The sequence below is a fragment of the Pseudomonas sp. PDM04 genome, assembly GCF_014851765.1.
Taxonomy (GTDB): Bacteria; Pseudomonadota; Gammaproteobacteria; order Pseudomonadales; family Pseudomonadaceae; genus Aquipseudomonas.
Window position 1 is genome coordinate 492,021 of record NZ_JACVAI010000002.1, and the last position, 26,559, is coordinate 518,579.

The 26,559-nt window shown below is 61.7% G+C and carries 28 protein-coding genes and 1 pseudogene; 10 read left to right on the forward strand and 19 right to left on the reverse strand.

The genetic code is table 11. The features are described from left to right. Positions 1–558 carry a carboxymuconolactone decarboxylase family protein gene (locus IB249_RS09090; protein ID WP_192303733.1) on the reverse strand — a complete coding sequence of 186 codons (558 nt, stop codon included), beginning with the start codon at positions 556–558 and terminating at the stop codon, positions 1–3. Positions 559–660: 102 nt separating this feature from the next. Between IB249_RS09090 and IB249_RS09095 the strand changes: the two genes are divergently transcribed. From IB249_RS09095 to IB249_RS09105, 3 genes are all read left to right on the forward strand, one after another. After that, on the forward strand, positions 661–1,572 hold the full coding sequence (locus IB249_RS09095; protein WP_192303735.1) for an AraC family transcriptional regulator: 912 nt from the start codon (positions 661–663) through the stop codon (positions 1,570–1,572). Positions 1,573–1,680: 108 nt separating this feature from the next. Next, the gene (locus IB249_RS09100) at positions 1,681–1,842 is read left to right on the forward strand and encodes a hypothetical protein (RefSeq protein ID WP_192303737.1); all 162 of its coding nucleotides are present in this window, start codon (positions 1,681–1,683) and stop codon (positions 1,840–1,842) included. After that, positions 1,839–2,486 (forward strand): helix-turn-helix domain-containing protein, encoded by a 648-nt coding sequence (locus tag IB249_RS09105; RefSeq protein WP_412547991.1) that lies wholly within the window; start codon positions 1,839–1,841, stop codon positions 2,484–2,486. Before IB249_RS09100 ends, IB249_RS09105 begins: the two co-directional genes overlap by 4 nt. Before the next feature lie 119 nt (positions 2,487–2,605). Here the strand turns inward: IB249_RS09105 and IB249_RS09110 are convergent, their stop codons facing one another. Beyond that, on the reverse strand, positions 2,606–3,115 hold the full coding sequence (locus tag IB249_RS09110) for a hypothetical protein (RefSeq protein WP_192303739.1): 510 nt from the start codon (positions 3,113–3,115) through the stop codon (positions 2,606–2,608). Positions 3,116–3,448: 333 nt separating this feature from the next. On the opposite strand from IB249_RS09110, the gene IB249_RS09115 reads away from it, so the two are divergent. Next, positions 3,449–3,754, forward strand: a complete 306-nt coding sequence (locus tag IB249_RS09115) for a hypothetical protein (protein WP_192303741.1) — start codon at positions 3,449–3,451, stop codon at positions 3,752–3,754. Here IB249_RS09115 and IB249_RS09120 read toward each other — a convergent pair. Beyond that, positions 3,738–5,012 carry a glucarate dehydratase family protein gene (locus IB249_RS09120; protein ID WP_192303743.1) on the reverse strand — a complete coding sequence of 425 codons (1,275 nt, stop codon included), beginning with the start codon at positions 5,010–5,012 and terminating at the stop codon, positions 3,738–3,740. The genes IB249_RS09115 and IB249_RS09120 overlap by 17 nt on opposite strands. Next, the gene (locus IB249_RS09125; RefSeq protein WP_192303745.1) at positions 5,009–6,388 is read right to left on the reverse strand and encodes an MFS transporter; all 1,380 of its coding nucleotides are present in this window, start codon (positions 6,386–6,388) and stop codon (positions 5,009–5,011) included. Before IB249_RS09125 ends, IB249_RS09120 begins: the two co-directional genes overlap by 4 nt. Positions 6,389–6,494: 106 nt before the next feature. Here IB249_RS09125 and IB249_RS09130 point away from each other — a divergent pair, with 106 nt between their 5' ends. Then, the gene (locus IB249_RS09130; RefSeq protein WP_192303746.1) at positions 6,495–7,397 is read left to right on the forward strand and encodes a LysR substrate-binding domain-containing protein; all 903 of its coding nucleotides are present in this window, start codon (positions 6,495–6,497) and stop codon (positions 7,395–7,397) included. Between the two features lie 83 nt (positions 7,398–7,480). Here IB249_RS09130 and IB249_RS09135 read toward each other — a convergent pair whose 3' ends face one another. From IB249_RS09135 to IB249_RS09145, 3 genes are read right to left on the reverse strand one after another with little or no spacing between them, the layout of a single operon-like run. Next, entirely contained in the window at positions 7,481–8,272 is a 792-nt protein-coding gene (locus IB249_RS09135; RefSeq protein ID WP_192303748.1) for an SDR family oxidoreductase, read from the reverse strand. Positions 8,273–8,284: 12 nt separating this feature from the next. Further along, positions 8,285–9,607 (reverse strand): MFS transporter, encoded by a 1,323-nt coding sequence (locus tag IB249_RS09140; RefSeq protein ID WP_192303750.1) that lies wholly within the window; start codon positions 9,605–9,607, stop codon positions 8,285–8,287. Positions 9,608–9,653: 46 nt separating this feature from the next. Next, positions 9,654–10,592 carry a 3-keto-5-aminohexanoate cleavage protein gene (locus tag IB249_RS09145; protein WP_192303752.1) on the reverse strand — a complete coding sequence of 313 codons (939 nt, stop codon included), beginning with the start codon at positions 10,590–10,592 and terminating at the stop codon, positions 9,654–9,656. Positions 10,593–10,733: 141 nt separating this feature from the next. Between IB249_RS09145 and IB249_RS09150 the strand changes: the two genes are divergently transcribed. Next, positions 10,734–11,762, forward strand: coding sequence for an AraC family transcriptional regulator (locus IB249_RS09150; protein ID WP_192303754.1), 1,029 nt, complete (start codon positions 10,734–10,736; stop codon positions 11,760–11,762). 39 nt (positions 11,763–11,801) lie between these two features. Here the strand turns inward: IB249_RS09150 and IB249_RS09155 are convergent, their stop codons facing one another. Further along, entirely contained in the window at positions 11,802–12,992 is a 1,191-nt protein-coding gene (locus tag IB249_RS09155) for an OprD family porin (RefSeq protein ID WP_225606890.1), read from the reverse strand. A 299-nt stretch (positions 12,993–13,291) separates the two neighbouring features. Continuing rightward, the gene (locus IB249_RS09160) at positions 13,292–13,852 is read right to left on the reverse strand and encodes a MarR family winged helix-turn-helix transcriptional regulator (protein WP_318653498.1); all 561 of its coding nucleotides are present in this window, start codon (positions 13,850–13,852) and stop codon (positions 13,292–13,294) included. Positions 13,853–13,981: 129 nt separating this feature from the next. On the opposite strand from IB249_RS09160, the gene IB249_RS09165 reads away from it, so the two are divergent. Genes IB249_RS09165 through IB249_RS09175 form a run of 3 tightly spaced genes read left to right on the forward strand, consistent with a single transcriptional unit; the run spans position 13,982 to position 15,265 of the window. After that, positions 13,982–14,722, forward strand: coding sequence for a hypothetical protein (locus tag IB249_RS09165; RefSeq protein ID WP_192303760.1), 741 nt, complete (start codon positions 13,982–13,984; stop codon positions 14,720–14,722). Continuing rightward, entirely contained in the window at positions 14,722–14,982 is a 261-nt protein-coding gene (locus tag IB249_RS09170) for a DUF2024 family protein (RefSeq protein WP_192303762.1), read from the forward strand. The genes IB249_RS09165 and IB249_RS09170 overlap by 1 nt, the downstream gene beginning before the upstream one ends. Positions 14,983–14,986: 4 nt before the next feature. Beyond that, a complete protein-coding gene (locus IB249_RS09175) occupies positions 14,987–15,265 on the forward strand; it encodes a Rho-binding antiterminator (protein ID WP_192303764.1) in 279 nt (92 codons plus the stop codon). A gap of 19 nt (positions 15,266–15,284) precedes the next feature. Here IB249_RS09175 and IB249_RS09180 read toward each other — a convergent pair whose 3' ends face one another. Continuing rightward, the gene (locus IB249_RS09180) at positions 15,285–16,301 is read right to left on the reverse strand and encodes a succinylglutamate desuccinylase/aspartoacylase family protein (protein ID WP_192303766.1); all 1,017 of its coding nucleotides are present in this window, start codon (positions 16,299–16,301) and stop codon (positions 15,285–15,287) included. A 208-nt stretch (positions 16,302–16,509) separates the two neighbouring features. Between IB249_RS09180 and IB249_RS09185 the strand changes: the two are divergent. Continuing rightward, positions 16,510–16,938 (forward strand): annotated as a pseudogene (locus IB249_RS09185) (TetR family transcriptional regulator C-terminal domain-containing protein); the annotation flags it as partial. On the opposite strand, the gene IB249_RS29725 reads toward IB249_RS09185, so the two are convergent. The 9 genes from IB249_RS29725 to IB249_RS09225 all read right to left on the reverse strand — a co-directional run bounded on the left by IB249_RS29725 (position 16,894) and on the right by IB249_RS09225 (position 26,550). Then, entirely contained in the window at positions 16,894–17,901 is a 1,008-nt protein-coding gene (locus IB249_RS29725; RefSeq protein WP_225606891.1) for a DMT family transporter, read from the reverse strand. The pseudogene IB249_RS09185 and the gene IB249_RS29725 overlap by 45 nt on opposite strands. After that, the gene (locus IB249_RS09190) at positions 17,901–18,599 is read right to left on the reverse strand and encodes an ABC transporter permease (RefSeq protein WP_192303770.1); all 699 of its coding nucleotides are present in this window, start codon (positions 18,597–18,599) and stop codon (positions 17,901–17,903) included. Before IB249_RS09190 ends, IB249_RS29725 begins: the two co-directional genes overlap by 1 nt. A gap of 5 nt (positions 18,600–18,604) precedes the next feature. Next, the gene (locus IB249_RS09195; protein ID WP_192303772.1) at positions 18,605–19,318 is read right to left on the reverse strand and encodes an ABC transporter permease; all 714 of its coding nucleotides are present in this window, start codon (positions 19,316–19,318) and stop codon (positions 18,605–18,607) included. Positions 19,319–19,460: 142 nt separating this feature from the next. Continuing rightward, positions 19,461–20,243 (reverse strand): transporter substrate-binding domain-containing protein, encoded by a 783-nt coding sequence (locus IB249_RS09200; RefSeq protein WP_192303774.1) that lies wholly within the window; start codon positions 20,241–20,243, stop codon positions 19,461–19,463. Between the two features lie 27 nt (positions 20,244–20,270). Then, entirely contained in the window at positions 20,271–22,277 is a 2,007-nt protein-coding gene (locus IB249_RS30000) for an aminotransferase class I/II-fold pyridoxal phosphate-dependent enzyme (protein ID WP_192303776.1), read from the reverse strand. A 279-nt stretch (positions 22,278–22,556) separates the two neighbouring features. Next, a complete protein-coding gene (locus IB249_RS09210) occupies positions 22,557–24,188 on the reverse strand; it encodes a 5-guanidino-2-oxopentanoate decarboxylase (protein ID WP_192303778.1) in 1,632 nt (543 codons plus the stop codon). Between the two features lie 188 nt (positions 24,189–24,376). Beyond that, the gene (locus tag IB249_RS09215; protein ID WP_192303780.1) at positions 24,377–25,075 is read right to left on the reverse strand and encodes a response regulator transcription factor; all 699 of its coding nucleotides are present in this window, start codon (positions 25,073–25,075) and stop codon (positions 24,377–24,379) included. An 89-nt stretch (positions 25,076–25,164) separates the two neighbouring features. Further along, positions 25,165–25,800, reverse strand: coding sequence for a TetR family transcriptional regulator C-terminal domain-containing protein (locus IB249_RS09220; protein WP_192303782.1), 636 nt, complete (start codon positions 25,798–25,800; stop codon positions 25,165–25,167). Positions 25,801–25,848: 48 nt separating this feature from the next. Continuing rightward, positions 25,849–26,550 carry an NAD(P)H-dependent oxidoreductase gene (locus IB249_RS09225; protein ID WP_192303784.1) on the reverse strand — a complete coding sequence of 234 codons (702 nt, stop codon included), beginning with the start codon at positions 26,548–26,550 and terminating at the stop codon, positions 25,849–25,851. Between the last annotated feature and the right edge of the window lie 9 nt (positions 26,551–26,559).

The following is a 26,559-nucleotide window of genomic DNA, read 5'->3' on the forward strand; positions in this document are numbered from 1 at the left end:
TCATTGACCCGACGGCCAGCGATACCGGGCCAGCTCAGGGTTGAGCGGCGTGCCGGCAAAGACGTTGGCGAAGTTGCACAAGGTCGCCAGGCTCACGCCGAGAATCACCTCCAGCGCATTGCCTTCGCTGTAGCCGGCCGCCTGGAAAGCCGCGTAAGTCGCTGCACTGACGTTACCGCGGGTGGCGATGACCTCACGGGCGAAGGCCGCCAGCGCTTCGAGTTTTTCCTCGGGCACGGTGGCTTGCTCGCGCAGGGCGCTGACCACGTCGTCCGGCAGTTTCGCCTTGTTCACCGCGACGGCGGTGTGCCCGGCCACGCAAAAATCACAGCCATGGGTGGTGGCCGCAATCAGTTGCACCACCTCGCGCTCGGCCAGGCTCAGTTCGGCTTTGCCATTGAGCGCCGATACCGTAACGTAGGTTTCCAGCGCCGCTGGCGCGTTGGCCAGCACGGCCAACAGGTTGGGGATAAACCCGGAGGCTTTCTGGGCGTTTTCCAGGAACGGCCGGGCCGCTTCGGGAGCGCTTTGCAAGGTATGTAGCGTGACGCGCGACATGGAGTGGACTCCTGCTGTGGATGTCCTGCAAGTCTGTTGGTTATAAAAATTCCGATCCATATTCTAAAGTAGCGATTACTTGCTCCTGAGTGTTTCCATTAGATGATTTCGTCGAGCCCACTGGTTGATTGGTTATTAGAAAGCCTGGAACTCCAGGCCAGCCTGTTCCATGTCGGCCGCTATTGCGGCGGCTGGCATGCGAGCACCCACGGCATGGCGCGGGCCAGTTTTCACCTGATCGTCCAGGGGCATTGCTGGCTGCACATCGACGGCGAGGATCAGGCCCAACGCCTGGACGCCGGGGATGCGGTGTTTCTGCTGCGTGACCTGAACTACCGCCTGGCCAGCACCGAGGACAACGCCACCGCGCAACGCCTGCCGAAGCTGGCCATGACGCCCCTGGACAGCCAGGCCCAGGACGGCGTCGGCCTGGTCTGCGGTTTCTTCCATTTCAAATCCGGGTTGTCGTCACTGATCATCGAGGGCTTGCCGGACTGGATCATCTTGCGTGCGGGCGACCCGTCTTCGAATGCCGCTCGTGCCCTGTTCGAACTGATCCTCGAAGAATGCCAACGCCTGCCCGCGCCCTCTTCCGCCCTGCTGGAACGCCTGAGCCATCTGCTGTTTCTCTACGTGTTGCGTCAGCAGGTCGCCGACAACCCGGACCTGGGCGGCCTGGTCGCCCTGGCTCGACACCCGCAGTTCGCACCGCTGCTGGATCAACTGATCGAACAGCCGCAACAACCCTGGCCACTGGAAAGCATGGCGGCCTGCACCGGCCTGTCGCGCTCGGCGTTTTTCAAGCGTTTCACTGAACTGGCCGGCCAGTCGCCGGGCCAGGTGCTGCTGGCCTTGCGCATTCGCCACGCCTGCCAGTTGCTGAAGAACAACCACACGGTGGAGCAAGCCTGCGGTGCCGTGGGCTATCAATCGATCGCCGCATTTACCCGAGCCTTCGCCAAGGCCGTGGGCGTGCAGCCGGGGGCCTATCGCAAGCAGCATGAAGGACGCTGAACAAAGAACCAAAAAGAATTAATAAATACAAAATCAGTATTTATCGTTATAAAAATATCCGCGTACTCTCAGGCCATTCCGTCATTCATCACGACAGTGAAGTGCCTTATGAACCCGACTGCCAACCTCATCGATTTCGTCGCCTACCGCAAACGCAAACAGGCTCAGCAACGGGCACGGGTCATGTGGGAAATGTATGCGCGCAACGCCGGACTCCAGGCCTGGCAATGGGTACAGGCCGCACAGTCGACCGAGACCCGTCACGCGTGAACGCCAAGCAACCCTCGGGTTTTCTGGCGAGCGCCGATGAGCCCGGGCTGGACCTGAATCATCTGGAATCAGCGGAAGAGGACCCGATCGGCGAACGGGTGTCACAGAACCTGCAGCGCTTGCGCGCCAAGCGACACCTGTCGCTCGATGCCCTGGCGCGGCAGTGCGGTGTGAGCCGGGCGATGCTGGCGCAGATCGAATCCGGGCGCAGCGTGCCGTCGATCAAGGTGCTGTGCAAGATCGCCAAAGGCCTGAAGGTATCGGTGGCGGCGTTTCTCGAACACCGCGCCTTCGAAGGGGTCGCCGTACTGTCGGCCAGCCAGAGCAAACGGCTGGTCAGCGGCAACGGCGCCTTTGTCAGTCGCGCGCTGTTTCCCTTCGACGTGGCGCGCCAATCGGAATTTTACGAATTGCGTCTGAGCCCATTGGGCGAGGACGTCTCCGAGGGGCATGGCCCCGGTGTCCAAGAGAATCTGGTGGTGTCACAGGGCGTGCTGGAAATCAGCGTCAACGACGGGCGCTACCTGCTGTCCACCGGCGACTCGATCCTGTTCTACGCCGACCAGCCCCACCGCTACCGCAACCCGGCGGACAGCGAGGCGGTGGCGTATCTGGTGGTGACGTACCCCGAGCGGCTGGACTGACACACATCGAAAGAAAACACTGTGGCAGCAGCCCGATTGACGCCCTTCATCGCCATCGCAAAGTGGGCAACAAAAAGCCCGGCCAATCTGCATTGGCCGGGCTTTTTCACATCGCGATATCAGCAGGTGCAGCACATCATCGGCATACCGTTGCAGCTCATCATCATGGGCATGCTGCAATCGTTCATCATCTTCATCATCAGGTTGCAGCAGTTCTTCATCATGTCCATGTTCATGCCGGCCATCGGCATGATTTTGCACATCATGCCGTCGGCCATCAGGGTGCATTCCATCACGCACTTCATCGATGGCATCGGCATGCCCATCATCGGCATTGGCATCATCATGTTCATCATCGGCATGGCCATGGCCGACTGGGACATGCACATCATGCTCAGGTTGCCGCAATGCATCATCATCGGCATGCCGCAGTTCATCATCATCTGCATCATTTCAGCGCTGTTCTTGAACATCGCCATGTCCATGCCGGCGGCCGGCATCATTTTGCACATCATGCCGTCGTCCATCATTTCGCAGGTCATGGTTGCCATCATCATCGGCATGCCCGTCATCGGCATCATTGGCATGTTGGCGTTCATCGGCATTTGCATCTGCATGGCGTTCATCATGGCGTCGTTCCCTGAATCGAGAGTTGGATAAAGTTGATGGAGGGAATTCTAAGGATTGACGAAGCGCCGACAAGACGCCGATCAAACAGCAAAAGCGGATGCTGGAACCTGCGTAGCGAGGCGTTCGGGCGAATGCTCGATGCTGTAGCGCTCGAACATCCGCTGGCACACACAACCTGAATGCGATCAGAGGGATTCATCCGCTTTGGATATGCGATGTACGTCTATGCAAATAACTCAGAGAAATAATCGTTCTAACCGGCACAATAAAGATGTGTGCGCATCTACCCCGTTCACCACAACCCGTGCCATTCAACCGCGTCGGAGCCTCGTGTGCCGCCACTGACCACCCGTGAGATCTATCAATTGCTGCGCGATGCCGCCCTCGAGGTGCGCCCGTTGCGGCGCCTTGTCGAAAGCTGCGGATCCGACCTGGTGCACGTCGACATCGAGGGTTGGCGGCTGACCCTCGAGGTCGACGGCAATCATCTGCGCCACTGCCGGTATTGCCAGAGCCCGGACGGTCGTGAAGTCGGGTTTGACAGCTGGCAGCGTTACGGCACCGATCCGGTGAGTCTGCTCAGCACCTGGGAACTGGCCCAGATCGAGCGCTTGCTGGCCGTCAGAAACGCGGTTTGACCGCCTTCCATTCCGGTTTGTAGCGCTGCATCTGTTTCACGTCGTCGCGCTGGCGAATGCCGCAGGTCAGGTACTGATCGTGCAGCTTGCCCAGTTGATCGTGATCCAGCTCCAGGCCCAGCCCCGGTGCGCGGGTGATTTTCACGCAGCCATCGACGATCGGCAGCTTGCCGCCCTTGATCACCTCCTCGTCCGGTTCCTGCCACGGGTAATGCGTGTCGCAGGCGTAATCGAGGTTCGGCACGGCAGCCGCCACGTGCGCCATGGCCATCAGGCTGATGCCCAGGTGCGAGTTGGAATGCATCGACACGCCAAGGCCAAAGGTTTCGCACATTTTCGCCAGCGCCTGGGTATCCCGCAGGCCGCCCCAGTAATGGTGGTCGGCGAGGACGATCTGCACGCTGTTCAAGGCCACGCTGCGGCGGAATTCGTCGAAATCGGTGACCACCATGTTGGTCGCCAGCGGCAGCCCGGTGCGCTTGTGCAGCTCGGCCATGCCGTCGAGGCCGGGGGTCGGGTCTTCGTAATACTGCAGGTCGTCACCGAGCAGTTCGGCCATGCGGATCGAGGTTTCCAGCGACCAATTGCCATTGGGGTCGATGCGCAGCGGATAACCGGGAAAGGCCTTTTTCAGCGCCTTGATGCATGACACTTCATGCTCGGGCGGCAGCGTGCCGGCCTTGAGCTTGATGCTCTTGAAACCGTAGGCCTCGATCATCCGCCGGGCCTGGGCGACGATCTGCGCTTCGCTCAGCGCCTCCCCCCAGTTGTCCGGTTTGTAGGGGGAATCCACATGCTCGGCGTACTTGAAAAACAGGTAGGCGCTGAACGGGATCTCGTCGCGAATCGCCCCGCCCAGCAGGTCCACCAGAGGCACATTCAACGAATGCGCCTGCAAATCCAGGAACGCCACTTCGAACGCCGAATAGGCGTTGCTCACTGCCTTGCTGGCGTGGGAACCCGGCGCCAGTTCCGCGCCGGCCAGGCTTGCGGGTTTGTTCGCCGCCACGGTGGCCTGGACGATGCGCCGCAGTTGATTGAGGTCGAACGGGTCGAGGCCGATCAGTTGCGACTGCAATTGTTGCTGGATCGCCAGCGCCGGAGCGTCGCCGTAGCTTTCCCCCAGACCGATGTAGCCGGTGTCGCTCTCGATTTCGATGATTGAGCGCAGTGCAAAGGGTTCGTGAATCCCGCTGGCATTGAGCAGCGGCGGATCGCGGAAGGCGATGGGGGTTACGGTGACTCGGGTGATTTTCAAGAGGCGGCTCCCTTTGGATCAGGTTTCAGTGCAGGGTGATTCAAGGCGGTGTGTGGCGCGGCGGTCGGTTGACCGTGGGCAGGGCCACGGGGCGCCGTGCGGGCGAAGAAGATCACCACGGCCGCGACCAGCGACGTCGCCGCCAGGCCGTAAAGGCCCCCTTCGATGGAGCCGGTTTTCTGCTCCAGGAAACCGAAGGTCGCGGGCGCGACAAAGCCGCCGAGGTTGCCGATGGAGTTGATCAGGGCGATCACCGCCGCCGCGATGCGCGCGTCGAGGTAGCCTTGGGGAATCGGCCAGAACAAGGCCGAGGCGGCCTTGAACCCGATCGCGGCAAAACAGATGGCAACGAAGGCGAATACCGGCCCGCCGGTGGTGGACATGAACATGCCGAATGCTGCGATTACCAGGGTCAGGGCGACCCAGGCCTGCTGGTGTTTCCACCGGGCAGCCATGGCCGCGAAGCCATACATCGCGACGATGGAAATGATCCACGGAATCGAGTTGAACAGGCCGACCTGGAAGTCGCCGAGATTGCCCATTTTCTTGATCATGCTCGGCAGCCAGAATGTCGCGCCATAGATGGTCAGGGCGATGGAAAAGTAGATGAAGCAGAACAGCGCGATCTGTTTGTCCGCCAGCAACCTGAACATCGACGGCTTGACCGTCTGCGTGGCTTCACGAGCCTTCTGCTCCGAGGCGATGGCGTCGATCAGGGCGTCTTTCTCTTCGGCGCTCAACCAGTTCGCCTGACGCGGATGGGACTGCAGCCAGAACCAGACGAACCCGCAGAGCACGATCGAGGCAAAACCTTCGATCAGGAACATCCATTGCCAGCCGTGCAGGCTCAAACCGCTGACGTGCAACAGGGCACCGGACACCGGTCCGGAGATCACCGAGGCGATGGCCGAGCCGCTGAGGAAAATTGCCATGGCCTTGCCACGTTCGGTCGACGGCAGCCATTGGGTGAAGTAGTAAATGATGCCGGGAAAGAACCCCGCCTCGGCCGCACCGAGAATGAAGCGCAACACATAGAAGCTGGTCTCGCCACGCACGAACGCCATGGCCATGGCCGCCGCGCCCCAGGTGAACATGATGCGCGTCAGCCAGGCCCGGGCGCCGTAGCGTTGCAGCAGCATGTTGGAAGGCACTTCGAAGATGGCGTAACCGATGAAGAACAAGCCGGCACCCAGGCCATAGGCCGCAGCGCCGATGCCCAGGTCGGTTTCCAGGTGACTGCGGACGAAACCGATGTTGACCCGGTCGATGTAGTTGACGATGAACATCACCACGAACAGTGGCAGCACATGGCGTTTCACCTTGGCCGCCGCGCGGGCCAGCGCCGACGGGTCCGGGGAACTCTGGAGGGTTTTCAAGGGGCGACTCCCGTTCATTGTTTTTTTAGGGACGGGTCGATCATGGACGCCGGGATTGATCCCGTCTAATCTAACTTGGCACTTGATTGATACCTGGATTAGATCAATGTTCGAACTGACGCAACTGCGCTGCTTCACCACGGTGGCCACTGAACTCAACTTCCGGCGCGCCGCCGAACGGTTGAACATGACCCAACCGCCGCTCAGCCGGCAGATCCAGTTGCTGGAGCATCACCTGGGCGTCGAGCTGTTCACGCGCAGCACCCGCAGTGTGGCGCTGACCGCCGCCGGCCGGGCGTTTTTCGTCGAAGCGCAGAACCTGCTGGAACGTGCGCAACAGGCCGCCGTCACCGCCCGGCGTTTCGCCGAGGGCGACATCGGCTCGGTGAACATCAGTTTTGTCGGCAGCGCGGTGTACGAATTCCTGCCCAAGGTGATCGCCGAAGCACGCCTCAAGCAGCCCCAGGTCAAAATCGACCTGGCGGAAATGAACACTTACCAGCAGCACGAAGCATTGCGCGCACGTCGCATCGACCTGGGCATCGTGCGTGCGCCCCTGCTCGAACCCGGTTACGCCACCGAATGCCTGGTGCGCGAACCCTTCGTGCTGGCGGTGCCCAGCCGTCACCGGTTGGCCAGCGCCGACACGGTCTCGGTCAGCGACCTCGATGGGCAACCCTTCCTGATGTACTCCCACGCCGCCTACCCGCCGTTCAACGAACTGCTGACCGGCATGCTGCGCTCGGCCCGCGTGGCCCCGGAGTACGTGCAATGGCTCGGTTCGTCGCTGACCATCCTGGCACTGGTCAACGCCGGCATGGGCCTGGCCCTGGTGCCGCGCTGCGCCAGCAGTGTGGTGTTCAAGAACGTGGTGTTTCGCGACATCGACCTGGGCGAAGGCGTGCAGAGCGAGCTGCACCTGATCTGGCGGGAAAACAACGACAACCCGGCGTTCGCGATGTTGCTGGAAGCGATTCGCACGGCGGTGCGAGAGGGTTGGGGGGCTTAGCGATTCAGATACAGGGCCACTGTGGGAGCGGGTTTGCCCGCTCCTGCAGGGCCGAGTCAGGCCAATGAAACCGCAGACTTGCTTTACAGATACTCGACATTCCCGTCGACACTGATGGCCTGGCCGGTGATGTTCACCGCTGCCCGCGAGGACAGGAACAGCGCCATCGCGGCGACGTCCTCCATGGTGACCATCCGGCGCAACGAGATTTTCTCCAGGTACTGCTCGCGCATGCTGTCAAAATCGATGCCCAGCGCCTGGGCCCTGGCGTCGATGACCCGATCCATGCGCTCGCCTTCCACCACCCCCGGCAAGATGGCGTTGACCCGGATGTTGTCAGGCCCCAATTCACCCGCCAGGGATTTCATCAACCCGACTATCGCCCATTTGGTGGACGCGTACGGTGTCCTGAACGGATACCCGAGCCGGCCCGCCACGGATGACATGGCAATGATGTGGGGGTTCTGCCTGGACTTCTTCAGCCAAGGCACCGCTTTGCTCAGGAAGAAATACTGGCTGTTCAGGTTGGTCGACACCGTCTGCTCCCATGCATCGCTGTCCAGCGCTTCGATGCTCCCTGTCGGACCTGCGATGCCGGCGTTGTTGACCAGCACATCAAGCCCGCCCAACAGGGAAATCGCTTCATCCATGACCCGATCGACCTGTTGTTTGATCCCGACATCCACCACGCCACCGTGCAGGCCGGGAAATTCAAGCTTCATCCGCTCAACCGCGCTGGCGTTGATGTCGCAGACGTAGACCTGTGCACCGACCTCATGAAACGCGCGGGCGATCACGGCACCAATGCCTGCGGCCCCACCGGTGATGACCACTTTCAGGTTTGCCGGCGGCGCCAGCAGATCGACAATCTTCATGCCCTTCTCCTCTTATTGCGTGACCCGCTCGGCCGCCGGACTGACTTCATGACGGATCGCCGAGGCCAGCAGCGGCACCAGCAGCAACCCCAGTATCGCGGCACCGACAATCACGTAGAAACCCGATGAGCTCAGCCCCGAGGCTTTCTCTGCAAGCCCGAACAGGTAAGGCCCGGCAAATCCACCGAGCAAGCCGATGGTGTTGATGAACGCCAACCCGGCCGCAGCCTGAATCCCCTGGAGCCGTTTCATGGCGATAGCCCAGTAGATCGGCAGCACGCCTCCGGCGAAAAACGCGGTGGCGGTAAACAGTACGATCCGCAACCACGCCTCATCAATCAAGGTAAACGCCACCGAGCTGGCGATCAGGCAGGCAGTGAACACTCCCAGGCAGTAGCAGTCCCTGGCAACCTTTCGGTGGATTCGGGGAAGCACCAGGACCCCGGCCAGAAAGCCGATGCCAACGCTGCTCGACAGCAGGCCAACAGTCAGTGGCGAGGTGATGTGCATCTGCTGGATGATCGACGGCGTGAAGAACACCAGCCCGACGAACGCCACCTGGTTCAAGAAGTAGATCAGGCCGATCAGCACCGTTGTCGGGCGCTTCAACGCCTTGACCCAATGCCCGGAGTACTCGTGCGAGTCCGCATGACCGGGGAGCAAGGCATGTGCCTCCAGGCTCTGCGCTTGTGCCGCGCTCAACCAACGTGCGTCACGTGGCCGTTCCGGCAACTTAAACCACAGGATCACCCCGACAATGATGCTGGGCAGGCCTTCGAGCAGGAACATCCATTGCCAGCCATGCAGCCCGCCGATACCGTCCATTTTCATCAGCGCGCCGCCAATCGGATTGCCGATCACCAGGGCCAGCGCCGGCGCCAGGTAAATCCAGCCAATGGCAATCGCACGATCCTTGGGCGCGAACCACAGCGTCACCATGTACATGAGCGCAGGAAACAGGCCGGCCTCGGCAATGCCCAGCAAGACCCGAAGCAGATAGAACGACCATTCGCCCTGGACGAACATCATGGCCGAGGACAACGCGCCCCAGGTGACCGCGATCCGCGCGATCCAGCGACGCGGCCCGATGCGGTGGGCCAACAGGTTGCTGGGCACTTCCAGCAGTGCATAACCGAGGAAGAAAATGCCTGCGCCCAGACCATAGGCCGCGGCACTGATGCCCAGGTCGGCGTTGAGGGCAGCCTTGGCCAAGGCGACGTTGGTTCGGTCCAGATAGGACATGAAGTAAATGGCGCACATCAACGGAATGAGCCGTGTCATCGCCCGGCGGGTGGCCAGCCAGTGCAGCTCCTCGGTGTTTTGCATGATCGTCATGGTGAAGCCTCTTGTTTTTATTTTTCTGGAAGTTCAAGCAGCGGGTCTACAGGTGGACATTGTCTCTGCCTTTGAGGCCGAGCATTTGTCGGGCCTCTTGCGGCGTGGCAATCTCGTACGACAACTCTTCAAGGATGTGGCGCACTTTGCGCACTTGCTCGGCGTTGGTCTTGGCTTTCACACCTTTGGCCAGGTAGATGCTGTCCTCCAGGCCTACGCGCACATTGCCGCCCATGATCGCGCCCATGGTCACGAACGGCAGTTGATGCCGCCCTGCCCCGAGAATGGAGAACTGATAGTTTTCTCGGCCAAACAGACGGTCGGCCGTCGCACGCATGATGCTCAGGTTCTCCGGGTCGGCGCCCAGGCCACCCAGAATGCCAAAGCACGACTGGATGAAAAATGGGGGTTTGACCAGCCCCTGTTCGACGAAATACGCCAGGTTGTAGAGGTGGCCCACGTCGTAGCATTCAAACTCGAAGCGGGTACCGTACTCACCGAGTTCCAGCATGATGTCGCGGATGTCCTTGAACGTGTTCTTGAACACCACGTCTTCCATCCCTTCGATGTGTTCCTTTTCCCAGTCATGGCGCCAGGTCGAGATCTTGCGGGCAATCGGGTGGATCGAAAAATTCATCGATCCCATGTTCAGCGAGCACAGCTCCGGCTTGGCCATCAGCGGGTAGGCAAGCCTCTGCGCCAGCGTCATCCGTGTACTGCCGCCGGTGGTGATGTTGATGATCGCGTCCGTGGCCTCGGCAATGGCCGGGACGAACTGGCTGAACACGGTCGGGTCCGGCGTCGGCCGTCCATCCAGAGGATCACGCGCATGCAGGTGCAGCACCGCCGCACCCGCCTCAGCCGCCTCGATTGACTGTTGCTGGATCTGGGCCGGCGTCAGCGGCAAGTATTCGGACATCGAGGGGGTGTGCGTGGCGCCGGTGATTGCGCACGAAATGATGACTTTGCGGTTGACTGAACTCATGGGGTAATCCGAATTGTTATGGTTATCGACGGGTGTTCGCAGCCGCCTTTCGTGAGACGAGCTTATTGAATTTACCGGGCGATAGTAAGATCCTTAACGGACACCAATGAATCCCTAAGGGACACCTTCAGGAGTTAACCCATGGCGCTGAAAATGCCCCTGTTCAATGAGCGTATCTACGCGCCCTACAAGATCGCGGCGCTGGTGGAGGTGTTAAGCGAACAAGGCATCGCCCCGGCGGACAGCCTCAAAGGCAGCGGCGTCGCCGAGGAAGCAATCTATGACGCGACCGCACTGACTTCGGTGCGGCAATACGCGGCGGTCTGCAGTAACGCGGTGTCGCTGTCCACAGACCCCGCCACCCCCTTCAAGACCGGCTCGCGCCTCCATCTGTCGGCCTATGGCATGTATGGCTATGCGCTGATGTCCTGTCTGTCATTGCGCGACTATTTCCGGCTCGGGGTGAAATACCACTCCCTCGCCACGCCGACCTTGACGATCGAATGGCACGAGTATGAGAACGAGGCCGTATGGACCTTTCCCGATGCGTCCAACCCGGTGCCATCGATGGAAATCAAACGGTTTCTGATCGAACAGCAATTCACCCAACACGTCACCCACCTGCAGGACGTGTTCGGCAGAAGCTGTCCGCCGACCAAAGCCTGTTTTTCCTATGCCGCGCCGGCGCACGCCAGCCTTTACGAACAATACCTGGGCTGCCCGTGTGTCTTCGACCACGATCAATGCGAGCTGCACTACGACAGTTCGATTCTCGAGCAAAAGCCCCATCTGGCCCATCGGCTGACAGCGACGGTGCTGCAGGAAACCTGTGATCGCCTGATCGGCCAGGCGAAAGTGTCGTCGGGCATCTCCGGCGAGGTGTATCAGATGATGATGCAAACACCGGGCGCGTTTCCGGACATGGAAACCGTGGCGGAAAAACTGCACATGACCACCCGCAACCTGCGCCGCAAATTGCAGGACGAGGGCACCTCGTTCGTGGCCATTACCGATGACGTCAGGTGTTCGCTGGCCATCGAATACCTCAAGACCACAATCATGAGCACGGACGATATTGCGCTTCTGCTGGGGTTCTCGGAGCCGACCAACTTTCGTCGCGCCTTCAAGCGCTGGACCGGCAAAACCACCAGGGACTACCGCCAGGGATGAGGGTGATGGTCGCGCGGTCGATCCATCACCCTTGGCGCCTTAGAGAATGGACAGCGGGTAACTGACGATCAACCGGTTTTCGTTGAAGTCCGCCAGACTGAAATCGCGTTTGATCACCGAGTTGCGCCAGCGGATGGACAGGTTTTTCAGGGTGCCGCCTTGTACGACATACGTCAATTCGGATTCCCGCCCCCACTCCCTGCCGTCGGTGACACCACCGCTGTGGACATCGGAGCCGTTAATGTAACGGTTCATCAGGGTCAGCCCCGGCATGCCCAATCCGGCGAAATCGAAGTCATGGCGAATTTGCCAGGAGCGCTCATTGGCGAAGTCATAACTGTTACTGAAACTATCGTTCGCCAGTGTTGCACCGCTGGTGCCGTTGAGGCGCATCCAGTTATCGCCTTGCACTTTTTGCAGGCCCAGATAAAACGTACTGGCCTGAAAACGTGCGGACAACAAGGCGGACCAGGTTTTGTTATCGAGTGCACCTGCCAGTTTCTTGCCGTCGTCCTCGCCGCTGAAATAACCGAGGTTCGCACCTAACACCCATTGCCCCACGGGTTGTGTGTGGGTCAGATTGAAATAGCGCTGATGATAGATATCCTCCAACTGTGCGTACCACGCGCCAACCTGAGTCCGTTTGTCATTGAACGCATATTCCACACCGGCAAAGTTGAAGCGATCGGACGTTGCGTCCGGCCGATTGAACATCGACATCCGCTCCATACTCGCGTCATTGCGTGGACTGTTTCCACGAAACTGCCCGCCGTTGAACGTGAAGTTGTCCAGGTCTTTCGAAGTGATTTGTGCACCGCGAAATGTTTGCGGGAGTGATCGGCCGTCATCCGAGCGAATCACCGGCAGCGCGACGGCCCATTCACCAATGCGCGCCTGGGTCCTGGCGAAGCGCACTTTCGCGGCGACCGCCAGGCGTCCGAAGTCATCCGCCGGTCGCCCATCGGCATGCACTGGCAAGAGCTGCGTGTTGGTGGTGCCCCTGCCGCCATCGAGCTTTTGCGAATAAAGACCCAGGGCGTCGACGCCGAACCCGACTGCTCCCGAGGTAAACCCGGATCGCGCATCGATGATCACACTCTGCGTCCATTCCTCGGCCTTCGCTTGCGGGTAGTTGCGTTCGGTGAAGTTGCGGTTGATGTAGTAGTTTCTGAAGTTGGCGCTGACCTGCGCATCATCGACGAAGCCCTCGGCCATCGAGGCAAGCGGCATCAGCGCACCGCCCAACAATAGACATTTGAATGAGCTCGAAACAGCGTGTTGAGTGACCCGGGCGTAATATCGCATATGAACTCTCTTTTATTTTTATTAAGAGCGAGACGGTTTATGCAAAACCCGGCGGCCTTTTCCAAGGCGCACTTTAACGTTCGGCAAACGACGTTCAAAGACGCTGCCAAATACTTCGCCGAGTGTTTTGCACGAGGCGATACTAGCGGTGTTGAGTTGCAATCATAAGATCCATAGCAGACACGATGAGATCTTAATAGGACAATTTCAGCGTTTCAGAGGGATCACGCGTCAGAGGTCTCGGGCACGACGTGCTCGCGACAGATCAACCCGGTTTCCAGTGACTCCAGCGGTTCCTGGGTCAGGCCGCAGAAGGCTCCACCTTCCCTTTGCTGATGAAAGCGGCAGCTGCGGCACAGGCCGAAGCTCGGGACGTTTTCCCCTCGCTGGATGTTTCTCAGCAATTCCAGCAGCAGCCCTTCCAGATCCTCCGAGCGTGTTCCCATGCGTTGGGCGGCCGCGACCAGGAAGTCTGGCGGCATCACCGCGTCGAGGAGCGCCCGGGCGGGCGCCGTCAGCTGCAGGTGCACGCTGCGCTTGTCTTTCGTGTCCTGGGTCTTGACCAGCAGGCCTTTGCTTTCCAGGGCCTTGAGCGATTGCGAGACCGTGCCCTTGGTCAGCCCCAGGTATTCGGTGACCGCCAAGGGTGTGTTGGAGTAACGGTTGCAGCGCCCCAGGTACAACAGCGCACTCAACTGAATCGGCTGCAAATCCGTCAGCTTCGGGTGTTCGCGGAACCAGACGCGGGTCAGGCTCGACAGCCTTTCCAACAGATCGAATAGCACGGGCAGTTCCTGATCAATGAGCTCGATAAATAGTATCGGATAAAAACCATATTGACAAAGCCCGGCTTTGCAGTAGGCTTTTACGTGTCGATTCGAAACTACTTTTTCACCCATTCAACCGGAGGCTTCATGAAAACCGTACTGGCACTGACCCTCGGCACCCTGCTCGCTTCACAGGCATGGGCACACGGCCCGGAGGGCATTCACAGCGACAAGAGCAAGACCGACGCAGCGTTCGACCTGGTGCACACACGCGTCTTCAAGCAAGGCAACGACCTGGTGTTCGAGCAACTGGTCGACGGCAAGGCCGGTAGCCGAGTGCCATCCGCCCAAGGCTCTTTCGCCGGTGCCGAGGTTTACAGTTACGTCTGGCCGACCAGCCTGGACAGTTCGGTGGTCGGCTTCGAGGCCAAGTCGGGCATCCTGGCGCTGGCGCTGACCTCGCACCCGGATTTCGATGACACCCCGCAACTGGACGAAAACAACGACGGCAAAAAAGACAACGACGGCGGCCTCTGGCATTCCCACTGGGTGGTCCTGACCAAGGACGAAAGCTGCGGGCCTGGCGGCCTGAAAGTGCGCGACATTCCCAAGGACGCCAAGCCGAAACTGCCAGCCACCTGGCCCGGTGCGCCGATTTACATCGACTCCCCCGGCTACCGCCTGAGCGTCGCCGACAACGCCGCGCAGATTCGCGTGCCACTGGCAGCGGTGGGCTTTCCTGAAAGCTTCAACTACGACGGCGTCACCGCTGCGCTGAAGGTCAACGCCGACCTGCACGACCCGCTGCTGTGCGTCAGCAGCGTCTACGACATTGCCTCGGGCGACCTTTCCCTGCCCGGCACCTGGAAACTGAAGGAGAGCCAATGATGAACGTCAAAGTATTCGACACCCACGTGCGCACCAAAGACGGTCGTTATATACACTTCGATGTCCTGATCGACAGCAACGACAGCGAACTGGCCAAAACCTACGCACGCCGGTTCCTGGAGGAGCAAGGCGTTCAGGACGAGGATATCGCCCTGAACGAATGCCGGTTCTGTCACGTTGAACCGACCAACCCCGTGGTGTCCGAGGCGATCAGCCGCCAGGGGCACTTCATCATCAAACTGCAAGGTTGCCAGGAGTAACGAAATGAACGCGTATCAGCCCTTGGATTGTGATCTGCACGACTACCTGGAAATCGCCTGTCTGCGCGGTTATCGCCTGCAGGTGGAGTTGATCGATGGCGCAAGCCTGACGGCCAAGGCGCTGACCACGCGCACCTCCAGCGACAAGGAAGAGTTTCTCTGCGTTGAAAGCGCTGACGGCCCACAGGAAATCCGCCTGGATCAATTGCTGGCCGTGACGCCACTGGACGACAACGCGCAGTTCGGTCGCGTGGTGTTCCAGGGCGCAGTCTGCTCGTTCTAGCACCCGGCGTGCTCGACCCTCAGTTGGGGTCGAGCAATCCCCCGCTCCAGTTGCGCGACATCCGGTTGCCGGTGAATTTCGCCACCACCATGCCCTGGGCCACCAGGCGATCCCGGTAGCGTGTGACCATTCTGCCGGCCTGCTCCGCGTACAGCACCACCTCGGAAGACGGGTCGCCCGGTCGTCCGAGAATGCGCGCAAAGCGCTGCCCTTCTTCGACAAAATCACCCAGTTCCCTCTCAAAGATCAGCACGCCCGGCTGCGGCGCGAGCAGGGTTTCCATCTGCCCCATTTCCCTGACTTCGACGGGCCAGTCGGCCACCGTTGATGGTGCATCGATCACCCCGCAATGGCACAGCCAGGCGTACAGGCCTTCGGCGTCCTGCTCGGCAAAGCGGTCGTTGACGTCGCCCTGCCCGCGCAGCTCCAGGGTCGCGGCCATGTGCCGTTCGCTGACGCCGTCCCGCAGCCAGGGGGCGATGAGGGTTTCCTCGAAGGAGCCATCGCCGCCCTCATCCCAGAGGATCGCCAGGTCCATCTTCATTGCCGCCGCCAGCGTCCGCCCCTGCGTGCCGAAGCGCCGATGCACGTAGAGGTAAGGCAATGCTTCGTCATCGGTGTGCAGGTCCAGCACCACCTCGGCATCGGCAGCCAGTTGCACGAGGCTTTTCTGCCAGGCCTGGACATTGGTCGAAGGCCGGGCCATGGCGGCCGACTGATCGAAGCCGCGATTGAAGTTGTGCCCGGTGGCGTCATGGAAACGCCCCAGAATCCGTCCCTGGCGAAACTGGCCGATGCCCAATGGATTGGCCTGTGGCACGACCGTCACCCGACCGCGAAGACGGCCATCGGCCTCGGCGACGGCAAGCCGCTGCATCAACCGGTGCAACACCAGCATCCCGGCAATCTCATCGGCATGTACCCCGGCCTGCAAATGCACCGCCGGTCCGCTGCCATTACCGCTGAATCGCCAGGCCCCGACCCGCACCGGATCGCCATTATTGTTGTGAACCTCGAACGAAATATCCTGCGCCATCTGCCCGCTCCCGATCATTGAAAACCACTGCTGCCAACGCTGGCTATTGAACGAGCGCTCAACTAAGCTCGGCAACATCGCACCCAAGGAATTCGATGTGACTACTGACGCCCCCAAATACCGTCGCGTTGAACCCGACGAGCGCCGTGAACTGCTGGTGGCCGCGACCCTGCGCTGCCTGGCCCGCGACGGCCACGCCGGGATTTCCGTGCGGCGCATCGCCACCGAAGCCGGCGTGTCTGTCGGCCTGCTCAATCATCATTTCGGCAGCATCGACGCCTTGATCGCCGACACCTACCACAAGCTCGCCAGTGAACTGACCAGCGCCCTGCGCCAGGAAATCCAGCAGGCCGGCACGCCGGCGGAAAAAATGGACACCTTCCTCGTCGGCTCCTTTTCCCCCAGGGTCATGGACCCGAAACTGCTCGGCGTCTGGGTCGTGTTCTGGAGCCTGATCCGTCACTCGGACGACGTCAGCCAGTCCCACGAAAAAAGCTACCGCGCCTACCTCGATCTGCTGCGCAGCCTGCTCGACGACCTGGCCGCCAGCGAAGGCTTCGTGATCCACGACACACGCCTGGCCGCCATCGGCCTATCGGCGATGCTCGACGGACTCTGGCTCGAGTGGTGCCTCAACCCCGACACCTTCAGCCCCGCCAACGGCCTGCACATCAGCCGTTGCTGGGTAAAGGGGCTGCGTCACGGAGCATTCGGCACCGACGACGTCCTGTGACGGGTGCCGCCCGAAGATCATCGCCAGGGTGCCACTGACCGCGATCAGCGCGGCACCGATGATCAGCGACCCATCCATCAGGGTGCCCCAGATCAGGCTCGACAGCAGAAACGCCCAGATCAGCCCGGTGTACTCGAACGGCGCCAGCACGGTCGCCGTCGCCCGCTGGAAACTGGCGAACACCAGGAACTGGCCGATGCCCCCCACCAGCCCGGCGCCGAGCATGCCCAGCCACGCCGGGGTCGGCACCGGCGTGTGGGTCCAGGGCAAGGCGATCGTCATGCACAGGACGAACACCACGTTGGTGATCAGCAATTGCTCCAGCACCGAGGTCTGTTCATCCACCTGTCGCAACTGGATGTAGGTGAACGCCCAGCACAGCGCCGCCAGCAGCGTCAGCACGATGGGCAGCGGGTCGGTCATGTGGCTTGGGCGGCACGCGATGATCACCCCGACGAAGCCGATCACCAGGCTCAACCACTGCCAGGCGCTGGCCCGCTCCTTGAGGATCACCGTTGCCAGCACCGTGACGATGATCGGCGCGGAAAAATACAGCGTGGTCATTTCGGCCAAGGTCAGGTCACGGGCGGCCGTGTAGTACAGCACCCAAGCCACCAGCGACAACAACCCCCGGACCACCAGCAACCGCCGGCTCGGCGAACGCCAGGCGCGTCGTACCAGTTGCAGACGGCCGACCAGCAGGCAGACAGTGACCACCACCAGACTGCGCCAGAACAATATGCTGACCACCGAATAGTCGGCCACCAGCCACTTGATGGCGGCATCCTGCAATGCCAGAAACGCGTAGCCCAGGGTGCACAGGCCGATGCCCTGCAACGAGCGGTCGACACGGCCTGGCGCGGACATCAGGCGGACCTGCGCACGGGGGTGCCGCGTCGCTCGACGAAGGCGAACAATGCCTCGATCAGGAAGGTCAGGCACACATACACGCCGGCCACCAGCAGCAACGGTTCGTACACTTGCAGGGTTTGCGCACGGACCACGTTGGCGGCGCCCAGCAGATCGATCACCGCGATGGTCGAGGCCAGTGCCGTGGACTTGAGCAGCATCACCGTTTCACCGGCCAGCGTTGGCAACAGCAGGCGCATGGCACGCGGCAGGCGCACGCGCAACAGCGACTGGCGCGACGTCATGCCAAAGGCCGAGGCCGCTTCCATTTCACCCTTGGGCACCGCCAGCAGGCCGCCGCGAATCACCTCGCCGACGTAGGCGCCCATCGACAGCACCAGGGCAAACACGATGTACCAGTAACCGTCACGCAGGTAGGGCCACAGAAAGCTGCCGCGAATCAACGGGAACTGCGCGAACAGGCTGCCGAGCCCGTAGTAGAAGATGTAGATCTGGATCAGCAATGGCGTGCCACGGAACACGCTGGTGTAGAACAGGCTGGTCCGGGCGATCACTTTGTATTTCGAGATCCGCGCCAGTGCAACCAGGATGGCCAGCAGGAAGCCGAACACGCTGGATAGCAGCAACAGGGTCACGGTGGTTTGCAGGCCACGGCTCAACAGCTCCGCGTATTCGACTATCCACGCTGGAATCATTTCAATCACTCGACCAAGGGCATCCAGCGACGAATGCGTCGCTCAAGCCGTCCCGACAGGTAGTTGGACACCAGCGTCACCGCGTAGTACATCGCCGCAGCCGTGAGGTAGAACAACAGGTAATGACGCGTCGAACCCGCGCCCTGCTTGGCGGTGTACAACAGTTCGTTGGTGCCGACCACGCTGATCAGCGCGCTGTCCTTGATCAGGTTGATCCACAGGTTGGCCATGCCCGCCATGGCGTAGGGCGCCATGATCGGCAGCGTGACCCGGCGGAACAGAGCGAAACCATGCAGCCCGAAAGCTTTCGCCGCCTCGATCTGGCCATAGGGAATCGCCTGGATCGCCGCGCGGAAAATCTCCGAGGCATAGGCGCCCTGCACCAGGCCCAGCACGACGATGGCCGCCAGCGGGCCGCTGACGTTGACCGCGCCGTAACCCAATTTGGCCATCAACGAGTTGATCAGCATCGAGCCGACGTAATACAGCAACAGAATCAGCAGCAACTCCGGAACCGCACGAAACAGCGTGGTGTAGCCGCGAAACAGTGCAGCGACGGGCCGTGGGCCGTGCAACTTCAGGCAGGCCACGACCAGGCCGATCAGCAGCCCGAGCACAAAGGCACCGGCGGAGATCTGCAGGGTCATCCACAACCCCCGCAACAGCGCCCCGCCCCACCCTGTTTCAGTGAAATTGATCAACTCGAACATGGCTGGCATTTCAGTCTCCGTTGATGAATCGGATGTCTGCCGCTATTTCCATGGGTAAAGGCCCCACCTGTGGGCGCGAGTCTGCTCGCGATGGCGCTCGGTCATGGACACCGCGCATCGCGAGCAGGCTCGTACCCACAGGGGAACACCCTCAGAATGCCGGCTTCACACTGGTACCGAAGTAGTGCTCGGAGAGGTCGTCGTAGTCCTTGCTGGCCAGCAGGGTAGTGATCGCCTTGTCGAGCCGCGCCTTGAGCTCGGCGTCATCCTTGCGCAGGCCGGCACCCACGCCCTTGCCGAAGATCGGGTCGTAGGGCACGGCGCCGAGGTAGGCCAGGTCCTTGGCATCCGGCGTCTTGACGAAAGCCGCCATCGCCGTACCGTCCGCCATCATCAGGTCGATGCGCCCGGCGATCAGGTCGGCGTTGGCCGAATCCTGAGTGTCGTAGTACTTAACGTCGGCGATTTTCTCGTAGTACGTCTTCAGGTAACTGGCGCTGACCGTCGAGTTCTGCACCCCGATGGTCTTGCCCTTGAGGTCATCCGGATACTTTTTCACCGACGCCTCTTTCGGCCCGACAATCGCGATCACCGAGTCGTAGTACGCCTTGCTGAAGGCGATCTGCTTCTCACGTTCCTCGGTCACCGACATCGAAGAGAAAATCACGTCGATCTTCTTTGCCAGCAACGACGGGATGATCCCGTCCCACGCCACTTCCTTGATCTCGCACTCGGCTTTCATTTCGCTGCACAACTTGTGGATCAGGTCCACTTCGAAACCTTTCCACTCACCGTTGGCCTGTTTCTCGGTGTACGGCGGATAAGGTTCGGCGGCGACCGCGAACCTGATCGGCTGGGCCTGCGCCGCACTCATGCCGGCCAGCATTACGCAGGCCACGCCGGTCAACCAGTTTGCCAAACGTCGATTTCCCATGATGTTTCCCCGTCTTTTCATGATGCGTTAGCGAGTTTGATGAGCGTTGACGAACTGTCGGCAACGTTCACTGCGTGGGTGTACGAACACTTCATCCGGCGAACCGGTTTCCTCGATCAATCCCTGGTGCAGGTAGGCGATCTTGCTCGACACGTCGCGGGCGAACGCCATCTCGTGCGTGACCAGGATCATGGTCCGGCCCTCTTCCGCGAGGGAGCGAATGACCCGCAGCACTTCACCGACCAGTTCCGGGTCGAGCGCCGAGGTGGGCTCATCGAACAGCATGACTTTGGGGCGCATGGCCAGGGCGCGGGCGATGGCCACGCGCTGCTGCTGTCCGCCGGAGAGAAACGCCGGATACTCGTTGCGTTTGGCCGAAAGACCGACGCGTTCCAGCAAGGCTTCGGCCCGCTCAGTGGCTTCGGCACGGCTTTCGCGCAGGACCTGGGTCGGTGCTTCGATGAGGTTTTCCAGCACGGTGCGATGGGGCCAGAGGTTGAAGTTCTGGAACACCATGCCCAGGCTCGAGCGGATCCGCACCAATTGCCGGGTGTCGGACACCAGCGGTGCACCGGGGCGTGTGTGGTTGAGTTGAATGCTCTCGCCGTCCACCAGAATGCGCCCCTGGTCGGGCACTTCGAGCATGTTGATGCAACGCAGCAAGGTACTTTTGCCCGAGCCGCTGGCGCCGATCAGCGAGATCACATCGCCTTCACGCGCCGTCAGCGAAACTCCCTTGAGCACCTCGATATTGCCGAAGCGTTTGTGCAACTGGTCGACTTCGATCATGGTCCTGGCCACCGCCGGCTCAGCCGCCGCTGCACTGTGGGTCACCGAAGCAAGGCGCGGTCGCGGCGCTTCGCCGTGCAGCACGCGGACGAAATCGCGAATGCGCTGGCAGGCCTGCGCGAGGCGCTCTTCACCCAGGGTGAACGAGAGCCGGACAAACCCCTGCGCGGGCTCACCGAACGCCGCCGCGTCCAGCACCGAGACCTTGGCCTCGCGCAACAGACGCCAGGCGAACTCCAGCGAGGTCAGCCCGGTGGCGCGCACGTCGATCAGCACGAACATGCCGGCATCGGGGGTCAGCACCGAAATGCCCGGACAATCCGCCAGCCCGGCCACAACCAGATCACGCCGGTGGCGATAGATGTCACGCATGCCGTGGGTGACTTCGTCATGGGCCTGCACCGCCTTCAGCGCGGCTTCCATGACGAATCCCGGCAAGCCGTAGAGCATGCTCAGCACCAGGTTTTCGGCGTGGGCCACCAAGGCCTGGTCGGCAACGATCCAGCCCGTGCGCCAGCCGGTCATAGCATGGGATTTCGACAGGCTGCCGATCACCACGCAGCGTTCCGCCATCCCGGGCAACGCCGCCAGGCTCACGTGTTCGCGCTCGAACGCCAGGCTCTCGTACACCTCGTCCACCACCACCCACAGGTCATGGGCGATGGCGAGGTCGGCGATGCCCTGCAGCTCTTCGCGGCTCAGCACCACGCCGGTGGGGTTGTTGGGGTTGGACAGGAAAATGGCGCGGGTGCGCGGGGTGATGGCCTTGGCGAGCACGGCGGCGTCGAGCCGAAAACCGGCATCCGCCGAACACGGCACCCGCACCAGGGTGGCGCCGGAGGCCTTGAGCGTCGCCTCGTAGGTCACGTACATCGGGTCGAGGGCAATCACCTCGTCGCCCGCGTTGAGCAGGCACATCGACGTGGCGAACAATGCGTTCTGCGCACCGGCGACGATGATCACGTTGGACGCCTGCAACTCACGGTCGAACAGCTTGCCGTAGCGCTCGGCAATGGCCTCGCGCAGCGCCTGGCGACCGGCGATCTCGGTGTAGTGGGTGTCGCCTTCGCGCAAGGCCTGGACCGCTGCCTCGGTGATGAAATCGGGGGTGGGGAAATCCGGGTCGCCCACGCTGAGGATGATCACATCCTCGCCCCGACGCTTGGCTTCGTACGCCGCGTTGTGAATATCCCAGGCGGCAACGCCATCGCCTGCAATCCGCTCAACAAAGGGTGAAAACCGCATGCCAGTGCCTCGTTCGAAGGGAAGAAACGCAAGCCCGCAACCAACCGGGGGGTGGTGGAGCCAACATAGTCGAAGCTGAACACTCGTTCAACAGAAAAGTCCGGCGTGTTCGCGTTCAGCGTAAACAGGTCGTTTTCACGACAGTCGAGCCGTTTTACGCGGAAAACGTAGATCCCCTGCAGGCGCGAGCTGGCCTGCGAATGGTCGTCAATGATGACGCCGGTCGCCTGAGTGCCCGCGTTGTCCGCAGGTATCTGGCGAGCAAGCTCGCTCTTGCAGTTACATCAGCGCGCAGGCGTGCCTGAGCTCGATCAGGGTCACGCCGGCCTGGGCAAAACCACGGCACAGGTCGCGCTCCAGTTCACCGAGGCTCTGCGGCTCGTAAACGGTGCAACCGAAGGCTCGGGCCAGCAGTGCGAAATCGGGGTTGCGGGGCAACACGCCGACCGGCTCGATATCGAGGCTGAGCATGTCGTCGCGGATCTGCCCCAGTGCGTCGTTGTTCCACAGCAGCACTACCAGCGGGCTGTCCAGTTCTTCGACGGCAGTGGCCAGTTCCTGCACGGTGTAAAGGAAGCCGCCGTCCCCCACCAGCACCAGGCCGGGTCGCTGCGGTGCGCCGAACTTGGCGCCGATACCGGCGGGCAGGCCATAACCGAGGGTGCCGTAGCCGGTGGGGTGCAACCAGCTGCGGATGCCCCGGCTGGCAAACGCATAGTTGCCGGTGTAGGCCAGTTGAGTCATGTCGCTGCTGATGAACGTATCGGCGGGCACCGCGGCGGCGATGCGGTCGAGAATGCGCTGGTGCAACGCTTGCAGTTCACCGTGGCCGGCTCGCACGGCGTCTTTCAGACGGGCTACCGCGTCGACCGCTGCGCGGGATTCGCGCGCGGTGTCGGGCAGTCGCGTCAGCAAGGCACCCAGGGTCTGTTGCGCGTCGCCCTGCAAGGCGACGGCACAGGGGTAGAAATCGTTGAACTTGCGCGGATCGATGTCGATGCGGATCACCTCACCGCTCAACGGCAGCCGCTCGCGCCAGTAATCGGTATCGGCCATTTCCGTGCCGACCGCCAGCACCACGTCGGCTTGCGCGATCAGTTCCCAACCCGGTTGAACACACAGACTCGCGCCGGCCAGCAAGGGCGCATCCGACGCCAGGCCTTTGCCGGCGACGCTGGTAAACAGCGGTGCGCCGAGGCGTTCGCTCAGGACCTGCAATTCGGCACCCGCCGCCAATGCCCCGCCGCCGGCGATGATTATCGGCCGCTGACTGCCCAGCAGGCGTCGTGCCGCTTCATCCAGCACTTGGGCAGCGGGCAGGCCGCGTCCAGGACGACGCACCACCTCGCCGCTCCAGTCACGACCGATCGCCCCGGACAACACGTCCAGCGGCACGGAAATATGCACCGGCCGTGGCCGTTCGCTGTCGAACACGGCAAAGGCACGGGCGATCAGCTCGGGCAGATCGTCGGTGCTCAAGGCCACCGCCGAAAACGCGGTGATGGGTGCCGTGATTGCCCGTTGATCCTGGGTCTCGTGCAGGCACCCCCAGCCTTTGCCGAGGCTGGCGGTGTGGTTGACGCTGGAGATCACCAGCATCGGGATCGAGTCGGCGTAGGCTTGACCGATGGCCGTCGCCGCGTTGGTGACGCCAGGGCCGGTGATGACGAAGCACACCCCCGGTTTGCCGCTGATCCGCGCGTAGCCGTCGGCCATGAACCCGGCGCCCTGTTCATGACGGGTCAGCACATGGCGGATGCCGCTGCCGGGCAAGCCGCGATACAGCTCAAGGGTGTGCACACCGGGAATGCCGAACACGGTATCGACCCCGTAGTTGGCCAGCAGACGCACCAGGGCCTGGCCGCCAGTGAGGGTCGTGGATGAAGCTTGCCGGGTCGATTGTGAACTCATGCCAGCCCTCGTCTTGTTGTGCTGTTGAGGTGGAAGATGCTGTCGATATTAAACACTCGTTCAACAGTGAGGCAATCTTTTCCTGTGTCGCGAAAAAATCTCACGAAAGGCAATTAATTCATTGATTTACAAAGGTTTTATAGAAAACAGCAGCACTGCCGGGCGGCGCCTGTTACATCTTCGAACATTCAGGCGGCCAAGGACGCGGCGCCAGTGAACAGGTACCCCGCCCCATGGATGGTGATGATCAACTCGGGTTCGGCCGGGTTGTCATGCAGCTTGCGCCGCAGGCGTCCGACCAGCACGTCGATGGAGCGATCGTTGGGCAGCCATTCGCGGTTGCGCAACTGGTCCATCAACTGGTCGCGGCTCAAGGTCAGGCCACTGTTGCGCATGAACAGATTGAGCAACTGGAACTCGCCGTGGCTGAGCAGGGTTTCGCGACCGTCACCGGCCTGCAGGCGCCGACGATCGGTGTCGAGGGTCCAGCCGGCAAACCGCTTGAGGTGTGAGTCGGGCTGGATCAGCGGCCGTGTCGGCTGCACACGACGCAGCAGGTTGCGGGCGCGGGCCACCAGTTCGCGAGGGAGCACGGGGTGGATCAGGTAATCGTCGGCGCCACCTTCCAGCGCCGCGAGGCGTTCGCCGTCATCGCCCACCAGGATGATCCCGACCTCGGAACGCTCGCGCCACTGGCGCGTCAGGGCCAGGGCGTCCGGCCACTGCGCGTCGAGCAGCACCAGCCCGACCGTGGCCCCATCGAGGCACGCTTCGGCCTGATCGACCGAGCCCGCCACGTGGACCTCGAACCCGTGCGGGTCGAGGCTCATCCGCAACGGTTGGTGGACCTGCGGATCGTCACTCGCAATCAGCACACAACCCGTCATGACCTGGCTCCTGTTCGTATTTTTTTGGAATTTTGCGAAGCAGTGTCTGCACTCTAGCGCTTGCTGAACACTCGATCAACAAGAAACGATCACGCCTGGACGAAGCGTCGATAACCGCCCATTTGCAGGCCATCGACCCATGCCTCGCAAATCTGCACACCCTGGGCCGGGGTGAACGTACTGGGGTTGAGCCCGCATTCCAGCCACAAGCCGTCGAGCAAGGCGCTCAGGCCGATGGCCGCCAGGCCGCTGTCGAAGGCGTCCCAGCCCTCCTCCTGGGCCAACAGGCGTAAAGCGTCTCCCATGATCGTGCGGTACTCGCCATAGGAATGATCGTGGGCGCGGTTGATCGCATCGGCGGTTTTCACCGCACCCCAGAACGCCAGCCAGGCTTCGAGCAGTTCCGGGTCGAGCATGCGCGGGGAGAACGACGCCTCGAAGAACGCCGACAGATGCTGACGTGCACCGTCGCCCGCATTCGCCACCGACTCGCGCAACAGGCTCATCACCTGCCCGGTGATGTGCAGGTAGGCGTCGGCCACCAGTTCATCCTTGCCAGCGTAGTGATGGCTGATCAACCCCACCGACACCCCGGCCTCGGCGCAGATCTTGCGGATCGAGGTGCCGACAAAACCGTACTTTTTCAGACACGTCAGCGTCGCGGCCACCAGATTGGCCTTGCGCAGTTCGGGGTCCATGCGCAGGAAACGCGCTTCCTCAGCCATAGTGTTCCAGCCCTTCAGAAATTCGATGCCTGACGGTACAGCATTGCGTCAGCGCAGGGGATACAACGCCTCGTCGAACTGCGCCAGGCGCGGGAAAACCAGCGGCGAATCCTGTTCCAGATGTGTCAGGCGCCGATGGTAATCGGTCAGGAACTGCTCGCGCGCTGCGGCGCTGATGTAGGGCACGTGCCAGGCCACAAACGGCGCCAGGACGTCCAGGCCGACGTACGCCAGCGTGCCGCGCAGCAGCGGGCGCAGCATGTCTTCCAGTGGCCCGTGGATCGCACCTTCACCGAACATGTGCTCGCGCCCGCCGAGGGTTACGGTGACCAGTGCCTTCTTGCCCGCCAGGCCGCCCTGATCGTAGAAGCGCTTGCCGCCGTAACAGACGCCGGACACCAGCACCCGGTCGATCCAGCCCTTGAGGATGGCCGGCACGGAGAACCAGTAGATCGGAAAATTCAGAATCAGCAGGTCGGCCCACAGCAGCTTGTCCAGTTCCTGCTGGATGTCCGGGGCCAGGCTCTGGCGCTTGACGCTCAGCCGCTGTTCGAGGGCGTACACCAGATAGTCGGGGTTGTCCCGCTCGGAAAAGTCTTCGGCGCTGGCCACCGGGTTCCAGTTCATCGCGTACAGATCGGAGACCTGCACAGTGTGACCCTGAGCCTCCAGGGTCTGTACCGCCTGATCGCGCAACGCGCTGGTGAAGGACTGCGGTTCGGGGTGGGCGTGGAGCATCAGTACATTCATGGGGGCCGC

Excerpts from the sequence above, each read along its gene's own strand:
- IB249_RS09090 (WP_192303733.1), bottom strand. The coding sequence starts at position 558 with ATGTCGCGCGTCACGCTACATACCTTGCAAAGCGCTCCCGAAGCGGCC.
- IB249_RS09095 (WP_192303735.1), top strand. The coding sequence starts at position 661 with ATGATTTCGTCGAGCCCACTGGTTGATTGGTTATTAGAAAGCCTGGAA.
- IB249_RS09100 (WP_192303737.1), top strand. The coding sequence starts at position 1,681 with ATGAACCCGACTGCCAACCTCATCGATTTCGTCGCCTACCGCAAACGC.
- IB249_RS09110 (WP_192303739.1), bottom strand. The coding sequence starts at position 3,115 with ATGATGAACGCCATGCAGATGCAAATGCCGATGAACGCCAACATGCCA.
- IB249_RS09130 (WP_192303746.1), top strand. The coding sequence starts at position 6,495 with ATGTTCGAACTGACGCAACTGCGCTGCTTCACCACGGTGGCCACTGAA.
- IB249_RS09135 (WP_192303748.1), bottom strand. The coding sequence starts at position 8,272 with ATGAAGATTGTCGATCTGCTGGCGCCGCCGGCAAACCTGAAAGTGGTC.
- IB249_RS09140 (WP_192303750.1), bottom strand. The coding sequence starts at position 9,607 with ATGACGATCATGCAAAACACCGAGGAGCTGCACTGGCTGGCCACCCGC.
- IB249_RS09145 (WP_192303752.1), bottom strand. The coding sequence starts at position 10,592 with ATGAGTTCAGTCAACCGCAAAGTCATCATTTCGTGCGCAATCACCGGC.
- IB249_RS09150 (WP_192303754.1), top strand. The coding sequence starts at position 10,734 with ATGGCGCTGAAAATGCCCCTGTTCAATGAGCGTATCTACGCGCCCTAC.
- IB249_RS09155 (WP_225606890.1), bottom strand. The coding sequence starts at position 12,992 with ATGCCGCTTGCCTCGATGGCCGAGGGCTTCGTCGATGATGCGCAGGTC.
- IB249_RS09165 (WP_192303760.1), top strand. The coding sequence starts at position 13,982 with ATGAAAACCGTACTGGCACTGACCCTCGGCACCCTGCTCGCTTCACAG.
- IB249_RS09170 (WP_192303762.1), top strand. The coding sequence starts at position 14,722 with ATGAACGTCAAAGTATTCGACACCCACGTGCGCACCAAAGACGGTCGT.
- IB249_RS09175 (WP_192303764.1), top strand. The coding sequence starts at position 14,987 with ATGAACGCGTATCAGCCCTTGGATTGTGATCTGCACGACTACCTGGAA.
- IB249_RS09180 (WP_192303766.1), bottom strand. The coding sequence starts at position 16,301 with ATGGCGCAGGATATTTCGTTCGAGGTTCACAACAATAATGGCGATCCG.
- IB249_RS29725 (WP_225606891.1), bottom strand. The coding sequence starts at position 17,901 with ATGTCCGCGCCAGGCCGTGTCGACCGCTCGTTGCAGGGCATCGGCCTG.
- IB249_RS09190 (WP_192303770.1), bottom strand. The coding sequence starts at position 18,599 with ATGATTCCAGCGTGGATAGTCGAATACGCGGAGCTGTTGAGCCGTGGC.
- IB249_RS09195 (WP_192303772.1), bottom strand. The coding sequence starts at position 19,318 with ATGCCAGCCATGTTCGAGTTGATCAATTTCACTGAAACAGGGTGGGGC.
- IB249_RS09200 (WP_192303774.1), bottom strand. The coding sequence starts at position 20,243 with ATGGGAAATCGACGTTTGGCAAACTGGTTGACCGGCGTGGCCTGCGTA.
- IB249_RS30000 (WP_192303776.1), bottom strand. The coding sequence starts at position 22,277 with ATGCGGTTTTCACCCTTTGTTGAGCGGATTGCAGGCGATGGCGTTGCC.
- IB249_RS09210 (WP_192303778.1), bottom strand. The coding sequence starts at position 24,188 with ATGAGTTCACAATCGACCCGGCAAGCTTCATCCACGACCCTCACTGGC.
- IB249_RS09215 (WP_192303780.1), bottom strand. The coding sequence starts at position 25,075 with ATGACGGGTTGTGTGCTGATTGCGAGTGACGATCCGCAGGTCCACCAA.
- IB249_RS09220 (WP_192303782.1), bottom strand. The coding sequence starts at position 25,800 with ATGGCTGAGGAAGCGCGTTTCCTGCGCATGGACCCCGAACTGCGCAAG.
- IB249_RS09225 (WP_192303784.1), bottom strand. The coding sequence starts at position 26,550 with ATGAATGTACTGATGCTCCACGCCCACCCCGAACCGCAGTCCTTCACC.